Source organism: Desulfofundulus thermocisternus DSM 10259 (assembly GCF_000686645.1).
GTDB classification, from domain to species: Bacteria; Bacillota; Desulfotomaculia; order Desulfotomaculales; family Desulfovirgulaceae; genus Desulfofundulus; species Desulfofundulus australicus.
This window is the reverse complement of record NZ_JMLG01000006.1, coordinates 102,730-121,684: the sequence shown is the minus strand read 5'-3', so window position 1 is coordinate 121,684 and position 18,955 is coordinate 102,730. Positions and strand designations below refer to the sequence as shown.

Here is an 18,955-nt window from a genome sequence, read left to right as displayed (position 1 = left end):
AGGTTTTGTCCAATAGAGTTGTGGTTACCGGCCTGGGGATAATATCTCCAGTAGGTATTGGTATCGAAACTTTTTGGGCCAATATCACAGCGGGGAAAAGCGGTGTGGGGGCCATTACCCGTTTTGATGCCAGTGCCTATGATACCCGTTTTGCTGCAGAAGTAAAGGATTTTGAACCAACCCGGTTCATGGATAAAAAAGAAGCCCGCCGGATGGACCGCTTTACCCAGTTTGCCCTGGCTGCTACCAGTATGGCTCTGGAGGATGCTAACCTGAACCTCGAAGAGGTTGACAGGGACCGGGTGGGCGTTATCCTGGGTTCGGGCATCGGCGGTATAGAGACCCTGGAGGAGCAGCACCGGGTTCTTTTAAAACGGGGCCCGGGGCGGGTGAGCCCTTTCTTCATTCCCATGATGATTGCCAACATGGGAGCAGGGCAGATTGCTATTACCCACCAGCTGCGGGGGTGTAATTTAACCGTTACCAGCGCCTGTGCATCCAGTAGCCATGCTGTGGGCGATGCTTTCCGCCTGCTCCAGTGGGGCTATGCGGACGTGATGATCACCGGCGGCAGTGAGGCCCCCATTACTCCTCTGGCAGTGGCAGGCTTTTCAGCCATGAAGGCCCTTTCCACCCGCAATGAGCAACCGGAGAAGGCCAGCCGGCCTTTTGATGCCGGCCGGGATGGCTTCGTCATTGGTGAGGGAGCGGCTATTCTGGTTCTGGAAACCCTGGAGCATGCCCGCCGACGGAACGCCCGCATTTATGCCGAGGTAGCCGGGTACGGGACCAGCTGCGATGCCTACCACATTACGGCACCCGATCCAGAGGGTAGCGGGGCATCATTGTCCATGGAGCTGGCCCTTAAGGATGCCGGTCTTCCGCCGGAAAAGGTTGATTACATCAATGCTCACGGCACTTCCACTCCACTTGGCGACCGGCTGGAAACGGTGGCCATTAAGCGTGTTTTTGGTGAGCATGCTTATCGCCTGGCCGTCAGTTCCACCAAATCCATGACCGGTCACCTGCTGGGAGCAGCAGGGGGGCTGGAGGCGGTTGTCTGTGTGCTGGCTCTTTACCACGGAATAATTCCTCCTACCATTAATTATGAGGAGCCGGATCCGGAGTGCGACCTGGACTATGTGCCGAACCAGGCCCGCAAGGCGCCTGTGGAGGTGGCCCTGAGTAATTCCTTTGGTTTTGGAGGCCATAACGCTACCCTTATATTCCGCAAGTTTTAAGGGTAAAATGGTGATAAAATGGCTCATAATCAGGAAAGAATAAAAGTTTTAAAGGAAAGATTGGGGTTTAACTGGCAAAATGAAGACCTTTTGCACCTGGCCCTGACCCACAGCTCCTATGCCTACGAAAAGAATTGCCGGGGGCAGGAAAATAACCAGCGTTTGGAGTTTCTCGGCGATGCAGTGCTGGAGCTGGTGGTAAGCGATTATCTTTACCGCACCTATCCCGGGCATACCGAGGGGGAATTGACCAGGCTGCGGGCGGCAATAGTCTGCGAACCTTCCCTGGCCCGCATTGCCCGGAATCTGGAGCTGGGTTTCAGCCTTTACATGGGCCGCGGGGAAGAACGTTCGGGGGGCCGTGAACGTCCCTCCATCCTGGCCGATGCCTTTGAAGCCCTTCTGGGGGCCATTTATCTGGATCAGGGGCTGGAGGTAGCCAGAAAGGTTGCCCTGAAATTCCTGGAACCGGTTATTAATGATGTTCTGGAAGGTCGTATGGAACGGGATTATAAGACAGAACTGCAGGAAATCCTGCAGGAAGAAGGTGTGGTGGACATTAACTATACCATCTTACATGAAGAAGGGCCCGATCATCACAAAACGTTTACTGCTGCGGTGTATTTTCAAGGCCGGGAAATGGGCCGGGGGCAGGGACGTTCAAAAAAAGAGGCGGAGCAACAGGCTGCTTGCCAGGCGCTGGCCAGGCTGGGATATCTCCAGGGGTAGGGGTAACAGGAGGTTTTCTTGATTATGGGATTTTTCAACCGGCTGAAGGAGAGCTTAAGTAAAACCCGTCAGGGCCTGGTAGAAAAAATAGAAAACCTGATCACGGGGCGTCAGGTTATTGATGAAAGCCTCTATGAAGAACTGGAAGAGGCACTGATCGGGGCCGACGTGGGGGTGGAAACGTCGCTGGAGTTAATGGAAACCCTGCGCCGGCGGGTTAAGGAGCAGAAATTGAGAGATCCCGCCCGGTTGAAGCCTCTTTTACAGGAACTTATCACAGACGAACTGGGTACGGAGGAAACTTGCCTTACCCGGGGTGGTCCCCCGACGGTAATCCTGGTGGTAGGAGTAAATGGTGTGGGTAAGACTACAACCATCGGCAAGCTGGCCCATTACTACAAATCCCGGGGTGAGCGGGTGCTGCTGGGAGCGGCAGATACCTTCCGGGCGGCGGCTATTGATCAGCTGGAGATCTGGGGCCGGCGGGTGGGAGTGGATGTTATCAAACACAGGGAAGGTTCCGATCCGGCGGCCGTGGCCTATGATGCCCTGCAGGCGGCCCGGGCGCGGAAAATGGACATGCTTATTATTGATACTGCCGGCAGGTTGCATACCAAAAGCAACCTTATGGAAGAATTGAAAAAAATCCGCCGGGTGCTGGGACGGGAGTTGCCCGGAGCCCCTCACGAGGTGTTGCTGGTTCTGGATGCCACTACCGGGCAGAATGCCATTTCCCAGGCCCGTCTCTTTAGTGAGGCTACCGGTGTTACGGGTATTGTCCTTACTAAACTGGATGGCACTGCTAAGGGCGGGGTAATTATAGGTATTCGCCGGATACTAAACATACCGGTTAAATTTATAGGCATTGGTGAAGGAGTGGAGGACCTGCAACCCTTTAATCCACAGGAGTTTGCAGCCGCCCTGTTTGATAAATAAAATTATTGGGTGGGATGGGTGGCGGTTTCCCCTTCAGGTGACAAGGGGTAGCTGCCACCCCAATTTTTTATGTCCCGGGGCGGATTTTTTGCTTTAATTGTTGCAGGAAGTTAAGCAATCCCGTACCGTATTGCAGGACGTCAATGTTGGTGTTGTAAATGAGCTGCTTTATCCCGGGGGCGGTAATCATCTTAACCAGCCTGTCAAAATCTTCATTATTCATGTTATTAAGCATCTGGCGCAGGATGACCAGGCGGGTGATTTTACAGCGCAAATCGCGGGTCAGTTCGGTATAGGATTTCCCCCGGGCCAGGGCCTGGCCGGCATAAACCCCGCTTCTGATGGCGGCCATGACGCCGAATCCCAAAAATGGTTCCATAAAGCCCCCGGCATTGCCCACCAGCAGGACGTTCCCCACCTGCGGCGGGTAGCAGTAACCGCTGGAATGCTGGACAGAAAAATTGTCCAGCACCTGGTAATCAAGCTTTTCCATTTCCCAGAACAAGCGCCATTTTTCTTCAATTTCATCTGCGTTGCTGTTATTAACAATCAAAATCAGCGAGGCGCGGCGAGTGCTGAAAGGGGTCAGGTAAGCATAAGTTTGCCGCGCGTATGCAGTGTTCATCCACATGTGCAGGGTATGGGGATCGAAGTTACCCAGTACCACCGCTCCCCGCACCCAGGTTTGTAAGAAATCCTGCCAGCAACCAAGAGTACGCGCCACCATTGGCGTGCCATCGGCTACCACCACATAATCGTAGTGTTGTGCCAGTTCCTGCCAGCGGGCATGGTGGTTGAAGTACACCGGCGTTTTCAAGAGGGAATAGAGCTGGCTTTCTGTGGAATTCTCATCCTGTCCTCGCTGGAGGAAATAACCCAGGTGCCCGGTAACAGTACGGGTGACCCCGGGCATGTGCATGATTACTTTTTTCCAGGGGGCCAGGGGCCTGATGGGCAGGTGTAGCTGTTTTTTCAGGAAATCCAACTGGTCTTTAATGGGCCGGGACATCAGTTGCAGGATACCGCCTACATGGCTGAAGGTTTCTCCGGGGCGGGATCTTTGCTCAAATATGGCCGGGATGATGCCATGGCGCTCCAGTTCCAGGGCGCAGGCCAGGCCGGAAATGCCAGCACCGATAATGGCAATGCGGGGTGAGGAGCGAGCCATCCCTATTCCTCCCTGTACTGAGGTTCGGCAATTGTATACCTGGAGCGATTTTCCTTGCACTCCAGGGGATGTATATCCCCCCTTTCTTTTATACACAATATGGAAAAAAGGGGGTGAGGCTGGTGCAGCAGGATGGGAGGGGCAATCTGATTGAAAAGGGACGGGTTTCCTCCCGCCAGATGGCCATGCTGCTCTTTACCCTGATCATTTCCACTGTCGATGTTTACCTGCCGGCAGTGGTGGCCGGTGTGGCCGGGCGGGATGCCTGGATAGCCGTGTTCCTGGCGGTGATCTATGCCCTGGTTATCTGGGCGGTGGCCATAACTCTGGCCTCCCGCTTTCCCCACCAGACGATAATCCATTACAGCAGGGAAATTCTAGGGCCTTTCCTGGGCGGTCTCATTGGAATGTTGCTGCTGGTTTATTTCTTTTTTATCGGGGCCTCCATCGTCCGCATTCTGGTTGAAATTATGAAATCTTCTTTTATGCCCCGCACCCCTCTGGTTATTTTTGCCGCCAGCGTTGTACTGGTAGCCTGCTATGCCCTGTTTGGCGGGCTTGAGGTTATAGCCCGGGTCAATGGGATTTTGCTCCCGCTGGGGATCGCTGCCCTTTTATTTGTCGGCCTGGGCTCTTTACCCCAGGTTGATTTTGGCCAATATCTTCCCGTACTGGAAAAAGGCCTGGGGCCGGTCAACTGGGGAGGTGTCATTTTAACTTCTACCATTGCTGAAATTATCATTATATTGATACTTTACCCTTATTTACAGGACCGGAATCGGGTCGGGGTAAGTGGCCTGTGGGCGCTTATGGGGTTGGGAGCGGCCATGCTGATCGGTGTACTGGCCATTGGCCTTTTTACCGCAGAGGTTACCGCCGCCATGAATTTCCCGGCCCTGGAAATGGTACGGGTTATCAGGCTGGGTCCCCAGAGGACCTATCTGGATATTGTAATCGCGGCTATCTGGGTGGGAGGCATTTTTGTCAAGGTGGCCCTGGTTTACTACGCCGTAGCTCTGGGGTTGGCCCAGTGGCTTGGCCTGCGTAATTACTACTCCCTGGTGGTTCCAGTGGGCATCCTGATGGTGGCCCTATCGGTTATGGCATATCATGGCCTGAGCGATCTCCTTTATACGGAGTTGAAAATTTTCCCCGGATACTCTTTATCCCACGCCCTGCTCATTCCCCTGTTGCTTTTAGTGGTGGCGTGGCTGCGCGGGTTGCGGGCGAAAGGTTAGCCTGTCAAACCAGGTCAGGGCGGCCTGAATTGTGGGAATTACATCCAGGCCGGAGTAGTAGATCAGCTGCTTGATGCCGGGCATTCCCAGGATGCCCACCAGACGGTCCAGGCCGCGGTTGTCCAGTTTGTCCAGTTTGCAACGCAGTTCGTTCAATTGTTCTATTCTCCGGATCAGGGGTCTTATCAATCTTTCGTAATTATCACCCCTTAAAATAGCCCTGGCGGCCAGCACCCCGCTGATCATCCCCGGGAAAAGGCCTAAGCCGAGGAGGTTACTGAAAAATCCCCCGCTGTTGCCCACCAGAAGGATGTTGCCCACCCGGTGACCGGTTGCCCGGCCGGTGTGAAATTCCATCTCAGAGGTTTGTACGACAGGATAATGCAGTTTTTTCGATTCCAGAAAGAGTTCCCAGTAATCGTCCATGTCGGCGGGCGTGATGCCCCCTACCATGAGGTATAAACAGGCCCGCCCGGAATCAAAAGGTGCCAGGTAGCCGTAGCCATGTTTGGCGAAGCGGGTGTCCCAGAAAACGTGGAAGGTATGGGGTTCAAATTTCCCCAGTATCAGGGCTCCCCTGATAATTATTCGGGAATGTTCCTGCCACAGGCCCAGCTGGCGGGCGGGTTTGCTGTCCCCGGTGGCAACCACCACCCAATCATATTCCCTGGCCAGAGCCTGCGGGTCAGCAATGGTTTCAAAGATAACGGGACTGGTGAGCCGGGCTGCCAGTTGATTTTCAATAGAAAGGGGCGAGCGACCCCGGTAGAGGAGGTGTCCCAGGCGCGACCGTATAACGGCCCGGTGGCCGGGGCTGTGCATGATAATGGTGCGCAGGGGAGCCAGGGGATGAAGTTGAAGATGATAGCGTCTGGCCAGGTAGGCCAGCTGGTTCTTTACAGGGTGCCACGGCAGGTTTAAAAGTATATCCACCCGTTCCACCGGGTGACCGGTGCGGTGAAACCGCTCGAAGATAACCGGTTTAACGCCCTGGCGTTGCAGTTCCAGGGCACAGGCCAGGCCACTGGGGCCGGCTCCTATGATAGCTACCCGCAATTTTACTCACCCATACCATATTGTTGGTTAAGGCGGGGGATATTATGAGCCGCTGGTGGAACTCATGAAACTCCCGGTTAAGGGGTAAAATATGCAAAAATGCGGGGGGTTAAGAATGCCCTGGTTAATTACCTTTGCCATTAGCTGGCTTATATTTTTGGCCCTGGCCAGAAGGGAGTTCTGGGTATCCCACCTGGCAGGCGGGCTGTCGGCCTGTATTATCCAGCTTGTTACCGATTTTATCGGTCATGACCTGGAGTTATATCAAGTTTCCTCGCCCCTCCTGTCCATTTTTTGTTCTTCGGCTTTCTTTACCTTCGGTCCTGTGTTTACCATGGGGGCTCTGTTCGGGCAGTATCTCCCCGGGGCGCGCTGGTTACAGGGTTTGCATATACTTGTTTTTTCCGGTCTCTTTCTCTTACAGGAACATATGTTCATGCTGGCCGGTGTTCTGGATTATATCAACTGGTACCACCCGGCAAGTTTAATGATAAATTTTATGGTTTTTGTTTTCCTGGCCTGGGTGGTAGAAAGCCAGCGCAAGGGCTGGCGGTAAATACAAACGGTTCTTATGGGGAGGGAAAGGTTTGGATTTATTCACCTTTACAGTTTTCTCGCTGGGAGTGGCCCTGGCGGTTGCTCTCTGGCTGCAGGTGGTCAAGAAGTTGCATTTATGAGAGAAAATTGAACGTTTTCTCTGGTGCAGGTTTAAGAATAGGACGGGGAAGGAGAAGGCATTTCTGTGGCCTGGCTGGTTTTGTTTCTTGTTTCCTTTTTTGTGTCTGTTTTACTCGTGGGGAAAAAAGGCTGGGTTTTACTCTGGCCCATGGGACTGGTTGCCCTGGTGGTTGTTTACGTACTCGATGTTACCCTGATCAGGCTGGGGGCTTTTACTTATAAGTTCGGTCTTCCGGTTCTGGGCGGTTTGCCGCCGCTATATTTTCTGGCCAGCATGTTAAACGGGGTCACGGTGGCCCGGTTTTACCCGACCAGGCGCTGGCTGCGGTTGCCCTACATTATCCTGCTATCTGCAGCGTATTTATTGGTGGAGTGGTTGATGATTATTACCGGAAACTTCATCCATACCAATAACTGGTCGCTCTGGCGGAGTCTGGGTTTAAATGTGACTGGCTTTACTTTATTATTCTGGCTGGGAGAGTGGCTGGGGGTGATCAAGCCGGGGGGGTAGGAAGGGGATTATTAAAGCCGGTAGCGCGGGTTTTTATTGAGTCCGGGTAAAATCCGGCTCGGTGGAAAAGGATTGGCTTCCATGGCGGCAATCGCCCGGTGCAGAGTCAGTACGTGCTGGCTTTCCTCATCCCTTAAACGCGCAAAGAGGTTTCGTGCGATTGGGTTGACGATCATGAGAAATTGTTCGTTGTAAAAATGCTGGCTCCATAGTTTGTCAGTAAGAGCATCATAAAGCAAATCCAGCTTGTTCAACCCTTTTCTTCCCTTCTTCATAAAGTTACCGTTTTTATTGTATGTTTAAGTTTTTCATTTCCTCCTTAAGCAGGGCAATATGGCGGCGGCAGGTGACGGCAAAGCTGCCGAAAAGTTCCTGTAGCTTCTTATCCCGGGAATTGCGGGCCAGAAAGGAATACTTGGCCTGTCGCCGCTGTTCCATTTCAATTGCCTTTTTGAAAGCGTAATTAAGTATTTCCTTTTCGCTGAGGAGAGACAAACAAAACCACCTCAGCTTTATTTTTTACCCTCAGGACCCTGGCTATGCACATTTTTTCCTGTCAGAATTTTCATTAATTCTCTGACCAGTTCATTGCTCACGGTGTAGCAGATTTCCGTTCCCCGGCGCCGTCCTTTAATAATGCCCCGGGATTTAAGAATGCTTAAATGCTGGGAAACGGTGGACTGCGGCAACTCCAGGCATTCGCGGATTTTGGTCACGTTGCATTCGTTTTGCAGCAACCCGTCGACAATGCACAGGCGGACGGGATGGGCCAGGGCTTTTAAAAGTTCAGCCTTTTCTTCATAATCATGGACATTATTCATAATGTCACCTGCTATTTTTATATTTGTATATTACGATTTTAAAGTAGATAAATCCATCTGTCAAATGGCCCCCTGGCTGGCTGTAATTTTGAAAAATTTATCGTCACTAAAGGAAAGTAAGCAGCAAGGGCGAATAGTAGCTAAGGTTAAGATGAAGTCTAGAAATAACCAGGTTGACGTTCTACAGGGAATGGAGGGCTTGAAGATGACCGTGCGTATAGCCATCATTGGCGGGACAGGAGTATACGATCCCAGTATCCTGGATGACGTTCGTCAGAAGAGGCTGGAAACTCCCTTTGGTCCTGTATGGGTTAAAATTGGTAACTACCGGGAGAGGGAGGTGGCCTTTGTAGCCCGCCACGGGGAAGATCACTCAGTACCACCGCACCTTGTCAATTACCGGGCCAATATCTGGGGGCTCAAACAGCTGGGGGTAAAGAGTATCCTGGCTACAGCTGCCGTGGGCTCTTTAAATCCGGAGATGAAACCCTGCCAGCTTGTTTTTGTGGACCAGTTTCTTGATTTTACTAAAAGCCGTCCCCAGACTTTTATAGAGAAAGTCGTGGTTCACCTGGATATGACCGATCCCTACTGCCCGGAATTGCGAGCTACCCTTGCCCGGGCCGCCCGGGAGCTGGGGTTGGAACATCATACCGCGGGCACCTATGTTTGTACCGAGGGGCCGCGTTTCGAAACCCCCGCTGAAATCCGCATGTTCCGCCAGCTGGGAGGAGATATTGTGGGTATGACCAGTGTTCCCGAGGTGGTTCTGGCCCGGGAAGCTGGAATCTGTTATGCAACTATTGCCATGGTGACCAATTTTGCTGCCGGGATTTCGCCCAATCGTCTTTCCCACCAGGAAGTGGTGGAGGTAATGGCTGAAAATACGGCCAACCTGCGCCGTCTGGTTATGCGGGCCATAGAGTTATTGCAGCCGGACCGTACCTGTCTCTGTCACGAAACCCCACTTGATCCTTCTGCCGTGGAATAGGAAGGAGTTGGTACCTTTGGAGACCATGCGCTGGGAAGATGGGGTTTTATTGCTCCTGGATCAAACCAAGTTGCCTGGTACGGTTGAATATATTCAGTGCCGGGACCATGAGACTGTTGCGGAAGCCATCCGCAGCTTGCGGGTGCGGGGAGCACCGGCTATAGGTGCAGCGGCGGCCTATGGGCTGGTGCTGGGGGTTTTGGCGGCCAGACCCCGGAATCGCCAGGAACTCCTTGCCCGTGCCCGGGAGGTGGCTGAAGTTCTGGCTTCTACCCGTCCCACTGCGGTTAACCTTACCTGGGCACTAAACCGACTTTTGCATAAGCTGGAAGCAACCCCCTCTCAGGATACCCGGGAATTAACGGAGCTTTTAATAAATGAAGCCCATGCAATTTATCAGGAAGACCGGGAGGGTAACAAGCGCATCGGGCGTTACGGCCAGGAACTGGTTCCTCCCGGGGCGAGGATTCTAACCCATTGCAATGCCGGAGCTTTAGCTACGGCCGGTTATGGTACTGCCCTGGGGGTAATCCGGGCTGCTCAGGAAGCAGGGAAGCGGGTCAGTGTATATGCCAGTGAAACCAGGCCCCTTTTGCAGGGTGCACGTTTGACTGCCTGGGAGTTGCTCCAGGAAAATATACCCGTTACCCTTATTACTGATAATATGGCCGCTTATTTAATGGCCCGGGGGATGGTAGATCTGGTGGTGGTGGGGGCAGATCGCATTGCGTCCAACGGGGATGTGGCGAACAAGATCGGTACTTATGGCCTTGCTGTCCTGGCCAGAGAACACGGCGTGCCCTTTTATGTTGCGGCACCCCTGTCCACCATAGACCTTTCCCTGGACAGCGGGAAGGATATTCCCATTGAAGAGCGGCGGCCGGAAGAGGTGACCCACCTGGCCGGGATACCGGTAGCTCCCCGGGGAATCAAGGTCTGGAACCCTGCCTTTGATATCACTCCGGCCCGGCTGATAACAGCCATTATTACAGATCAAGGGGTGGCCAGACCGCCCTACAGGGAAAGCCTGGCCGGGCTTTTCAAAGCCTGAGCCGATGAGAACATCAGCAGGTATTTTAGCGGGAGGAGAGCAATAAAAATGCAGGAATATCTTATTCGGGATATCAACCTGGCACCCGGGGGCAGGCTGAAAATTGACTGGGTACGGGTTCATATGCCGGTTCTCAATGTTATCAGGGAAGAGTTTGAAAGAACACGTCCTTTTGCCGGGGTAAGGGTGGCCATGAGTATTCACCTGGAGGCCAAAACAGCTTATCTGGCCGAAGTTCTTAAAGCAGGTGGAGCGGAAGTGGCCATCTCCGGCTCCAACCCCCTGTCAACCCAGGACGACGTAGCTGCAGCTCTGGCTGCAGAAGGCATTCACGTCTACGCCTGGCATGGGGCGACCGGTGAAGAATATGTGGAACACCTGGTTAAAGTTCTGGAAATCCGTCCCCACGTGGTTATCGATGACGGGGGTGATCTGGTTCACCTGCTGCATACCCGTTGCCGTGAACTGGCCGGGGAAGTGGTTGGGGGATGCGAGGAAACTACAACCGGAGTTTCCCGCCTGAAGGCGATGGAACAGGAGGGCCGGTTGCTTTTTCCCATGATTGCCGTCAACGATGCCCGCTGCAAATTCCTTTTTGATAACCGTTACGGGACGGGAGAATCGGTTTGGGCCGGTATCATGCGTACCACGAACTTGCTGGTGGCAGGCAAGACCGTGGTGGTTGTGGGTTACGGATGGTGCGGTAAAGGGGTGGCCAGGCGTGCCGCAGGACTGGGGGCAAAGGTGGTTGTCTGTGAGGTGGACCCGGTCAGGGCTCTGGAGGCATACATGGACGGTTACCTGGTGATGAAAAGCGAACAGGCTGCTGAAGTGGGAGATATTTTCATCACCGTTACCGGCTGCCGTGATGTTTTGAGGAGCAGGCATTTCCGGCGGATGAAAGATGGAGCCATCCTGGCCAATGCCGGTCATTTTGATGTGGAAATTAACAAACCTGAGCTGGCAGGAATAGCGGTTTCCCGCCGGCTTGTCCGGCAAAATATAGAAGAATTTACCCTGCCGGACGGGCGACGTATATATCTCCTGGGGGAAGGCCGGCTGGTGAATCTGGCTGCCGGGGACGGTCACCCGGCGGAAATCATGGATATGTCCTTTGCCCTGCAGGCTCTTTCCGCCCGTTATATCCGGGAGAACGGGAATTGTTTGAAGCCCGGGGTGCATTTGGTGCCGCCTGAACTGGACCGGCGGGTGGCGGAGATAAAATTATCTTCCTTGGGCGTTGAAATCGATCAGCTGACACCGGATCAAAAGGCCTACCTTCAGAGCTGGCAGACAGGATGATGGGAGGATGGGGAATTTATGACGGTGGCAGTGGAGAAATATAAAGAGCAGGTCTACAAAATGAGCCTGCGGATGGCTACCAGCGGTCTGGTGACAGGGAGCTGGGGTAATATTTCTGCCCGGGTGCCCAGGGAGGAACTGGTGGTGATCACACCCAGCGGTATACCCTATGCTAACCTGCAGGCCCGGGATATGGTGGTGCTGGATCTGGACGGCCGGGTGGTGGAGGGAGAGAAACGTCCCTCTACGGAATTTATGTTACACCTGGCCATATACCATGCCCGCCCTGATGTTTATGCTGTAATGCATACCCACAGCGTTTTTGCCAGCGCCCTGGCCGTGGCCCGCAAGCCCATTCCTCCTATCTTAGAAGACCTGGCCCAGACAGTAGGTAATGGCGTGGCTGTGGCCAGCTATGCCCGGGCCGGTACGGAGGAGCTGGCCCGGGCGGCGGTGGAAGCCCTGGGAGACCGGGGAGCGGTGCTCCTGGCCAATCATGGCGTGGTGGGAGTGGGACGCAACCTGGAGGAAGCTTTTATGGTATGCCAAATTGTGGAAAAGTCAGCTAAAGTATACGTTTGGGCTGACCTGGTTGGGCAGCCGGCCATTTTGCCTGCTGAAGAGGTAGAGGCGCTGAGGAGTTCCTACCTTCAAGGCTACAGTCTGGCAATGGTACGTAATTTCTCCCTAAATGAACGGCAATAACCTGTATTTTGCCTGCAGGCTGGAGACCTGTTTAACCACAACGTCTGGAGGAATCAATTATGAAAATAATGATCAGAGGGGCCGCTGTGTTAACCATGGAGCAGGGCAGCGCCCTTATTCCCGACGGTGAAATTATTATTGAGGGACAATACATAACCCATGTGGGTCCTGCGGGGAGCGTTTCCCCGGAACAAAATTTTGACCGGGTAATTGATGCCCGGGGCATGCTGGCCATGCCGGGTTTTGTTAACTGCCATACTCACGCATCCATGACATTACTGCGGGGATATGCCGATGACCTGCCCCTTATGGAATGGCTGCAAAAAAAAATCTGGCCGGTAGAAGAAAGGCTCGAGCCTGAAGATATTTACTGGGGTGCCATGCTTAGCTGCCTGGAGATGATTCGTTCCGGGACCACGACCTTTGCCGACATGTATTTCCATATGGACGAAGTGGCCCGGGCAGTAGAGAAGGCGGGGATGAGGGCCAGCCTGTCCCAGGGCCTGATCGGGCTTTCACCGGGGGCAGGGGAGGCCCTGAGCAACAGCCGCCGTTTTATCCGCGAGTGGCATGGTCAGGCGGAAGGGCGCATTACCACCATGCTGGGACCCCACGCCCCATACACCTGCCCGCCCGATTTTCTGGCCCGGGTTTTGGATATGGCAGATGAGTTGAAGGTGGGTATCCATATCCATATTGCAGAAACCCGGGCTGAAATAGAAGAAATTCAGCAAAAGTACGGTAAAACACCAGTAGCCCTGATGGAACAGGTAGGATTATTTAATTTTCCTGTGCTGGCTGCCCATTGCGTTCATCTTACCGATGAAGATATCCGCATTCTGGTGGCCAGGGGTGCAGGTATAGCTCATAATCCCGAAAGCAATATGAAACTGGCCAGTGGAATTGCCCCGGTAACCCGGCTGCTGGCCGCAGGGGCGCTGGTAGGGCTGGGTACCGATGGAGCAGCCAGTAACAACAACCTGGATATGATGGAAGAAATGCGTTCGGCAGCCTTGCTGCAAAAAGTTGCCACCATGGATCCCATGGCCCTCCCTGCCCAGGATGCCCTGGCCATGGCCACGGTAAACGGTGCCCGGGTACTGGGGTTAAAAGATGTGGGCCCGCTTAAGCCTGGTAATAAGGCGGACATTATTCTGGTCAATCTTGACCGGCCCCACTTTTATCCCCGCCACAACCTGATGGCCCATTTGGTTTATGCAGCCCGGGCATCTGATGTGGAAACGGTAATCATCGATGGCCGGCTGGTGATGGAAAATAGAGAGATCCTTACCCTTGACGAAGAAAGGATTTATTATGAAGTGCAGAAACGCGCGGAGAAACTGGTGGGGGCTGTCAGGAGTTAGTGCCGGATAGGATTCTTTATCGTATTATCAGGCCCCGGTGCGTTTGGGAACTTACAAAGGAATGAAGGTGGCTTTATGGCAGTGGTTAAGCTAACCCGGCGCAGGTATCACCGGGTATTACTCGGTCACCCCTGGGTTTACCGGACCGAGGTGGAAGACATCCAGGGAGATTTCAACCCCGGTGATGTGGTGGAAGTGGTGGACTACCGGGGGCGGTTTGTGGGACGGGGTTACATTAACCCCGCCTCGCAAATTATAGTGCGCCTCCTCACCCGGGAAAAAGGGGAAAAAATCGACCGCGAATTTTTTCGCCGGCGCCTGATGTCGGCCATAGATTACCGCCGGCGGGTGGTCAGGCATAGCAATGCCTGCCGCCTGGTTTTTGCCGAGGCGGATTTTCTGCCGGCGCTAATTGTAGACCGCTTTGGCGACTACCTTTCCCTGCAAACCCTGGCCCTGGGAATTGACCTGTATAAAGAAACCATTGTCGAGCTCCTGGATGAGTTGCTGAATCCCGCTGGCATTTATGAGAGAAACGATGTGTCGGTGCGGGAGCTGGAGGGGCTGCCCCTGAGGACGGGTTTTTTGAAGGGGCCTTTTAATCCTGTAGTGGAAATAGAAGAAAACGGCCTGCGTTTTCTGGTTGACCTGGCCGGGGGACAGAAAACCGGTTACTTTCTGGATCAGCGGGAAAACCGCCTGGCTCTGGAGGGGTTGGCCCGGGATGCCCGGGTGCTGGATTGTTTTTGTCACACCGGTACTTTTTCCGTATATGCCGCCCGCTTTGGGGCCAGGGAGGTACTGGGTATTGACGTGGCAGGTGACGCACTGGAGATGGCCAGGGAAAATGCAGCCCGTAACGGGTTTGACCGGGTCTGCACCTTCCGGGAGGGCAACGCTTTTGACGAGTTGAGAGATCTGGATCGGGCGGGGGAGCGCTTTGACCTGATCATTCTCGACCCGCCAGCTTTTACTAAGTCCAGGGAAGCACTGGAAGGTGCCATCCGTGGCTATAAGGAGATTAACCTGCGGGCCATGAAACTCCTGCCGGCAGGCGGTTTTCTGGTTACCTGCTCGTGTTCCTATCATATGACCGAAAGTCTTTTCATGGAGGTATTGCTGGATGCCGCCCGTGATGTAAAAAGACAGTTGCGCCTGGTGGAAATGCGCCGCCAGGCCAGGGATCACCCCATGCTTCTTGCCTCGCCGGAAACGTATTATTTGAAATGTTTCGTGCTGCAGGTCTTCTGAAAGAGGCCAAAACAGGGAGCAAAAAAATTTTTTTTCAGGGATGGTTGAGTATTCTACCTGGCAAGTGAAATCAAATGGAGGGCTGTTCGCCAGAGGCTGTACGGATACAGCCTCTGGCCGGTATGGCTGTAGCCACACCCTTCACCTGTTTCCTTCCTTTTCTTCTTACTTTACTGTCGTTTTCGGCTGCCCAAAAGTGAAGAACGGGCAGAAGCCAGGATTGCCCGGGCTCTGGACGTGGCGGGGGGACTGGCAACTTTTGAAAAATCGGTCCCGGCATCTCTGGAAAAATTCATATCGTTTTTATCCCTGAAAACTTACTGGTTAATCGTATAAAATGTATGGAAAATAAAAAAGGGAGGGTGATCATTTTGAGGAAAGGAAGCAAATTATTATCCCTGACAGTAGTTGCCATCCTGCTGCTGTCACTTGTCTCAGCAGCGTGGGCAGCGCCCCCAAATGACCTGCCTGACCGGGCGAAAGGTTTTAAGGAGAAAAATACGTGGCAGGAGAAGGAGAAAAATTACAACAAAAGTGTGAAAGTAGAAGCCAGGGAAGTTCAGAGTGAGCAGGAACAAAACAGGCACAGGGAACAGGAAAAATTCAGTGTAAGGGAAAACGTATATGAAAAACGCAGCGTACAAAAACATGTTTATACGGGGATTGAAAATGCCCTTCAGCATGTTAAAAACCCGGTGGCCCGGGCGGCGCTGGAAGCAATTTTGAAAGGGGAAAGTGTTCCTGAAGCGGTTTATAAGGCCAAGGAATCACTTAAGAACTGGAAGAACAACCGGGTTGAAGTTACCCTGGTGGTAGAAGCGTTAAAGGAAGCTCTGGAAGAAGATGAATCCATTGATGATCTTACCCTGAGCGAGTGCTACAAACGTTTGGGAGAATTGCTGATTGATGTGGGAGAAATGCTCAAAGCGCGTGACTTCCTTGAAGAGGCCCTGCTCAACAACCCGGAAGACGAAGATAGCTATATTGTTATAAGCAAAGTTTTTGCTAAAATGAAAGATACAAAGGTAAAGGTTTACGTTAAGGGAACAATGCCCGGGTTTGATGTAACTCCTCGCGTGGAGAAAGGGCGCGTTCTGGTACCCCTTAGGGCGCTGGCGGAAGCCCTGGGTGCTACCGTCGAATATAAAGATAACGCCATCGTTATTAAGCAGGGTGATAACACAGTAACTCTGGTAATTGGCAACAAAAAGGCGCTGGTGGACGGCAGGCCGGTGATGCTCGAGGTTCCGGCGAAAGTCGTTGGCGGGCGTACCCTGGTTCCCCTCCGCTTTATCGGTGAGGGTCTGAAAGCTAAAGTAAATTATTATCCAGAAGGAAAGGTTGTTTCCATATTGGGAAAATAGCCCGGTTAAACAAAGACAGTAATGACGTTGAGAGTGTGTATACGGTAGCGAATTAAAGGGATGTTTTACCCGGTGAACGGGATAAAAAGAGGAGAATGTTTTCCCGGAGCCGCCTGGTAACGGGACCTGGCTGCCCTTTTCCAATGGGGCAGCCGTTTATTTTTACCAGAGGCATTACCAGCATGAGGGAATTGGTCAGGAAGCATTCGTCGGCAGTGACCAGTTCCCGGGGGGAAACGGGGCGCTCCTGGACAATAATACCCAGGCGGTGGCATGTTTCCAGCGCCACCTGTCTCAAGATGCCGGGCAGCAGTCCCTGATCTGGAGAAGGGGTAATCACCCGGTTGTCTTTAACCAGAAAAATGTTGCTTACCGTTCCTTCCGCCACATAACCAGCAGTATTCAAAAAAATTGCTTCATCCCATCCCTTTTCCCGGGCTTCCCTTCTGGCCAGGATATTTTCCAGGTAGTTTAAAGTTTTTAATTTTACCAGGAAGGACTGTTCATTCCGCCTGGTTGATGCCCATCCGGCGCTGAATCCCTTCTTGTAATCCGGAGATTTATAAGGAAAGGCACGGGGGGAAATAACCAGGTTACCAGCTTTTTTGCCGGGTAATGCTCCAGCGGAAAGAGTGATACGGAGAGCCCCTTCAGTTATATTGTTTAATTTTATTATTTGTTTAACCAGTACGTTCAGGCTGGCTAATAAGGGCGGGATGGTAATCCCCAGCGCAGCACACCCATCTGTTAATCGTTTCAGGTGTGCTTCCAGCAAGGCTGGTTGGCCTTCAAGCACCAGGATGGTCTCAAAAAGGCCGTAGCCGTAAAGAAATCCCTGGTCCAGGGCGGAGATTTGGGCCCGGCTTGCCGGCAGAAACTGGCCATTTATACATATTATCGTATGCAAATTTTATCACCCCGGGGAGCTTCTGGCGTTTAGATATGCGCAACTGGCTAATGCCGCTTAACGCCGGTAGTTACGGGAATTTCGTCGTTTAATAAAACTAGCGGATTAATTGATAACCTTTATCTATCACCGGCTTTACGGTCAGGGAAGAAAAAGCCTGCCGGTCGTCCAGACCCAGGGCCCGCACCAGTGCCCGGGCTTTATCCAGCGTCTCCACATATTCCATATAAGGATCGGAGTCAATGGTAATACCGCCTCCGACCTGAAAGTAAATTTGTTCTCCCTTGAATATCAGGGTACGGATTACAATGTTCAAATCGGCATTGCCGTCAAAACCAATATAACCTATGGAACCGGTGTAAATGCCCCGGCGTACAGGTTCCAGTTCCTCAATAATTTCCATGGCCCGGATTTTTGGTGCCCCGCTGATGGAGCCACCGGGAAAGGTTGCCGCCAGCAGATCCACCACATCTTTATCCGCGGCCAGTTCTCCTTCCACCGTGGAAACCAGATGAAATACGGTGGCGTACTCTTCCAGCCTGTAAAGTTCGGGTACGCGCACAGAGCCCGTGCGGCAGACCCGTCCCAGGTCATTACGCTCCATATCCACAATCATTACCAGTTCGGCCCGGTCTTTTTCACTGTTCCATAGCTCATCCCTGAATTTCATATCGCTGGCCGGGTCATTTCCCCTGGGGCGGGTACCTTTTATGGGGCGTGTCTCTACCCGCCTGCCTGTAACTTTAAGAAAGCGTTCCGGGGAAGAGCAGACCAGCTGAAATTCTCCAAAATTAAGGTAGGCCGCCATGGGGGCAGGATTTATCCTTCGCAGTTGTTGGTACAGGGGCCAGGGTTCCACCACCCGGAGGAGGGAGAAACGCTGGGACAGGTTAACTTGAAAGATGTCCCCGGCGGCAATATATTCTCTGGCCCTTTGCACTGTCCGGCAATAACTGGCCTCGTCAAAATGGGCTATAAGAACAGGTACATCCTGTTTACCGGGATGGCTTTTATGGTGATTTACGGTAGTCAATGGCTGCTCGTGGTTTGCACTGGTGGTAAAGATATCCGGTTTTTGCTGCTGCCGGCAGCCGGATAATAAGGTACAGGTCTCAGCCAGCCTGTGTTTTGCCCTCTGCAGGGCTGCTGCAGGTTCGATTTCTGGAAAACCGGTGGAAACAACCCATACTTCCCCTGTTACCCCATCTACCACCGTAACCACGTCGTAAAAGCCCAGGCACAGGTCGGGGGTCTGCAGGTCATCCACGGCCAGGGAGGGTATTTTTTCCAGCAGCCGTCCCAGGTCATAACTGAAATACCCCACTGCACCGCCGCAAAGGGGAAGTGGACAGATACCCTGGGGGAGGCGGAAACGGTTTAAAAGATTTTTAAGCTTTTCCAGCGGGTGGCCGGCCAGGGATTTCATTTTTCCCTGATATTCCAGCCATAAACGTTTTCCCTTTGAACGTAAAACCAGGAAGGGATCTGCTCCCATCAAAGAGTACCGGCCCAGCCCCCGGACGATTATCCCGCTATCCAACAAAAAACTATAAGGGCGGGAGGAAAGGCTCTCAAAGAGAGCCGGAACATCTGCCGTGACCGGCAGTTTTTTTATTAAAGGTAAGTGTACAGGCATAAATAA

At 52.9% G+C, this 18,955-nt stretch carries 20 protein-coding genes; 13 read left to right on the top strand and 7 right to left on the bottom strand.

Annotation, left to right across the window (positions count from 1 at the left end; genetic code table 11):
* Positions 1–5: 5 nt before the first annotated feature.
* From fabF to ftsY, 3 genes are read left to right on the top strand one after another with little or no spacing between them, the layout of a single operon-like run.
* Entirely contained in the window at positions 6–1,241 is a 1,236-nt protein-coding gene (fabF, locus tag BR83_RS0107295) for a beta-ketoacyl-ACP synthase II (protein ID WP_027356540.1), read from the top strand.
* 18 nt (positions 1,242–1,259) lie between these two features.
* The gene (gene rnc / locus BR83_RS0107290; protein ID WP_027356539.1) at positions 1,260–1,970 is read left to right on the top strand and encodes a ribonuclease III; all 711 of its coding nucleotides are present in this window, start codon (positions 1,260–1,262) and stop codon (positions 1,968–1,970) included.
* A gap of 24 nt (positions 1,971–1,994) precedes the next feature.
* Positions 1,995–2,906 (top strand): signal recognition particle-docking protein FtsY, encoded by a 912-nt coding sequence (ftsY, locus tag BR83_RS0107285; protein ID WP_027356538.1) that lies wholly within the window; start codon positions 1,995–1,997, stop codon positions 2,904–2,906.
* A 67-nt stretch (positions 2,907–2,973) separates the two neighbouring features.
* Here ftsY and BR83_RS0107280 read toward each other — a convergent pair whose 3' ends face one another.
* Positions 2,974–4,074 (bottom strand): NAD(P)/FAD-dependent oxidoreductase, encoded by a 1,101-nt coding sequence (locus tag BR83_RS0107280; protein WP_027356537.1) that lies wholly within the window; start codon positions 4,072–4,074, stop codon positions 2,974–2,976.
* Between the two features lie 122 nt (positions 4,075–4,196).
* Between BR83_RS0107280 and BR83_RS0107275 the strand changes: the two genes are divergently transcribed.
* Positions 4,197–5,312 carry a GerAB/ArcD/ProY family transporter gene (locus BR83_RS0107275; protein ID WP_157832973.1) on the top strand — a complete coding sequence of 372 codons (1,116 nt, stop codon included), beginning with the start codon at positions 4,197–4,199 and terminating at the stop codon, positions 5,310–5,312.
* Here BR83_RS0107275 and BR83_RS17760 read toward each other — a convergent pair.
* On the bottom strand, positions 5,271–6,368 hold the full coding sequence (locus BR83_RS17760; protein ID WP_051618007.1) for an NAD(P)/FAD-dependent oxidoreductase: 1,098 nt from the start codon (positions 6,366–6,368) through the stop codon (positions 5,271–5,273). The two genes, BR83_RS0107275 and BR83_RS17760, sit on opposite strands and share 42 nt — an antisense overlap.
* Positions 6,369–6,483: 115 nt before the next feature.
* On the opposite strand from BR83_RS17760, the gene BR83_RS0107265 reads away from it, so the two are divergent.
* Both BR83_RS0107265 and BR83_RS0107255 read left to right on the top strand, forming a co-directional pair.
* Positions 6,484–6,924 (top strand): hypothetical protein, encoded by a 441-nt coding sequence (locus BR83_RS0107265; protein ID WP_027356535.1) that lies wholly within the window; start codon positions 6,484–6,486, stop codon positions 6,922–6,924.
* A gap of 186 nt (positions 6,925–7,110) precedes the next feature.
* Complete coding sequence (locus BR83_RS0107255; protein WP_027356534.1) at positions 7,111–7,557, top strand: hypothetical protein; 447 nt, start codon at positions 7,111–7,113, stop codon at positions 7,555–7,557.
* Positions 7,558–7,568: 11 nt separating this feature from the next.
* Here the strand turns inward: BR83_RS0107255 and BR83_RS0107250 are convergent, their stop codons facing one another.
* From BR83_RS0107250 to BR83_RS0107240, 3 genes are read right to left on the bottom strand one after another with little or no spacing between them, the layout of a single operon-like run.
* Positions 7,569–7,811, bottom strand: a complete 243-nt coding sequence (locus tag BR83_RS0107250; RefSeq protein ID WP_027356533.1) for a hypothetical protein — start codon at positions 7,809–7,811, stop codon at positions 7,569–7,571.
* A gap of 34 nt (positions 7,812–7,845) precedes the next feature.
* On the bottom strand, positions 7,846–8,052 hold the full coding sequence (locus BR83_RS0107245; RefSeq protein WP_027356532.1) for a hypothetical protein: 207 nt from the start codon (positions 8,050–8,052) through the stop codon (positions 7,846–7,848).
* A gap of 17 nt (positions 8,053–8,069) precedes the next feature.
* Positions 8,070–8,378, bottom strand: a complete 309-nt coding sequence (locus tag BR83_RS0107240; protein ID WP_027356531.1) for an ArsR/SmtB family transcription factor — start codon at positions 8,376–8,378, stop codon at positions 8,070–8,072.
* A 205-nt stretch (positions 8,379–8,583) separates the two neighbouring features.
* Between BR83_RS0107240 and mtnP the strand changes: the two genes are divergently transcribed.
* From mtnP to BR83_RS16375, 7 genes are all read left to right on the top strand, one after another.
* Positions 8,584–9,369 (top strand): S-methyl-5'-thioadenosine phosphorylase, encoded by a 786-nt coding sequence (mtnP, locus tag BR83_RS0107235; RefSeq protein WP_027356530.1) that lies wholly within the window; start codon positions 8,584–8,586, stop codon positions 9,367–9,369.
* A gap of 16 nt (positions 9,370–9,385) precedes the next feature.
* Positions 9,386–10,420, top strand: a complete 1,035-nt coding sequence (gene mtnA, locus BR83_RS0107230) for an S-methyl-5-thioribose-1-phosphate isomerase (protein WP_027356529.1) — start codon at positions 9,386–9,388, stop codon at positions 10,418–10,420.
* A 48-nt stretch (positions 10,421–10,468) separates the two neighbouring features.
* Entirely contained in the window at positions 10,469–11,722 is a 1,254-nt protein-coding gene (locus tag BR83_RS0107225; protein ID WP_027356528.1) for an adenosylhomocysteinase, read from the top strand.
* Between the two features lie 18 nt (positions 11,723–11,740).
* A complete protein-coding gene (locus tag BR83_RS0107220; RefSeq protein WP_027356527.1) occupies positions 11,741–12,427 on the top strand; it encodes a class II aldolase/adducin family protein in 687 nt (228 codons plus the stop codon).
* Positions 12,428–12,483: 56 nt separating this feature from the next.
* The gene (locus tag BR83_RS0107215; RefSeq protein ID WP_027356526.1) at positions 12,484–13,791 is read left to right on the top strand and encodes an amidohydrolase; all 1,308 of its coding nucleotides are present in this window, start codon (positions 12,484–12,486) and stop codon (positions 13,789–13,791) included.
* 75 nt (positions 13,792–13,866) lie between these two features.
* Positions 13,867–15,042 (top strand): class I SAM-dependent rRNA methyltransferase, encoded by a 1,176-nt coding sequence (locus BR83_RS0107210; RefSeq protein WP_027356525.1) that lies wholly within the window; start codon positions 13,867–13,869, stop codon positions 15,040–15,042.
* 371 nt (positions 15,043–15,413) lie between these two features.
* Positions 15,414–16,406, top strand: a complete 993-nt coding sequence (locus BR83_RS16375; RefSeq protein WP_027356524.1) for a copper amine oxidase N-terminal domain-containing protein — start codon at positions 15,414–15,416, stop codon at positions 16,404–16,406.
* Between the two features lie 52 nt (positions 16,407–16,458).
* On the opposite strand, the gene BR83_RS15295 is transcribed toward BR83_RS16375, so the two are convergent.
* Positions 16,459–17,313 (bottom strand): aminotransferase class IV, encoded by an 855-nt coding sequence (locus BR83_RS15295; RefSeq protein WP_051618003.1) that lies wholly within the window; start codon positions 17,311–17,313, stop codon positions 16,459–16,461.
* Positions 17,314–17,410: 97 nt separating this feature from the next.
* Positions 17,411–18,949, bottom strand: coding sequence for an aminodeoxychorismate synthase component I (gene pabB, locus BR83_RS0107195; protein ID WP_027356523.1), 1,539 nt, complete (start codon positions 18,947–18,949; stop codon positions 17,411–17,413).
* Positions 18,950–18,955: the final 6 nt, after the last annotated feature.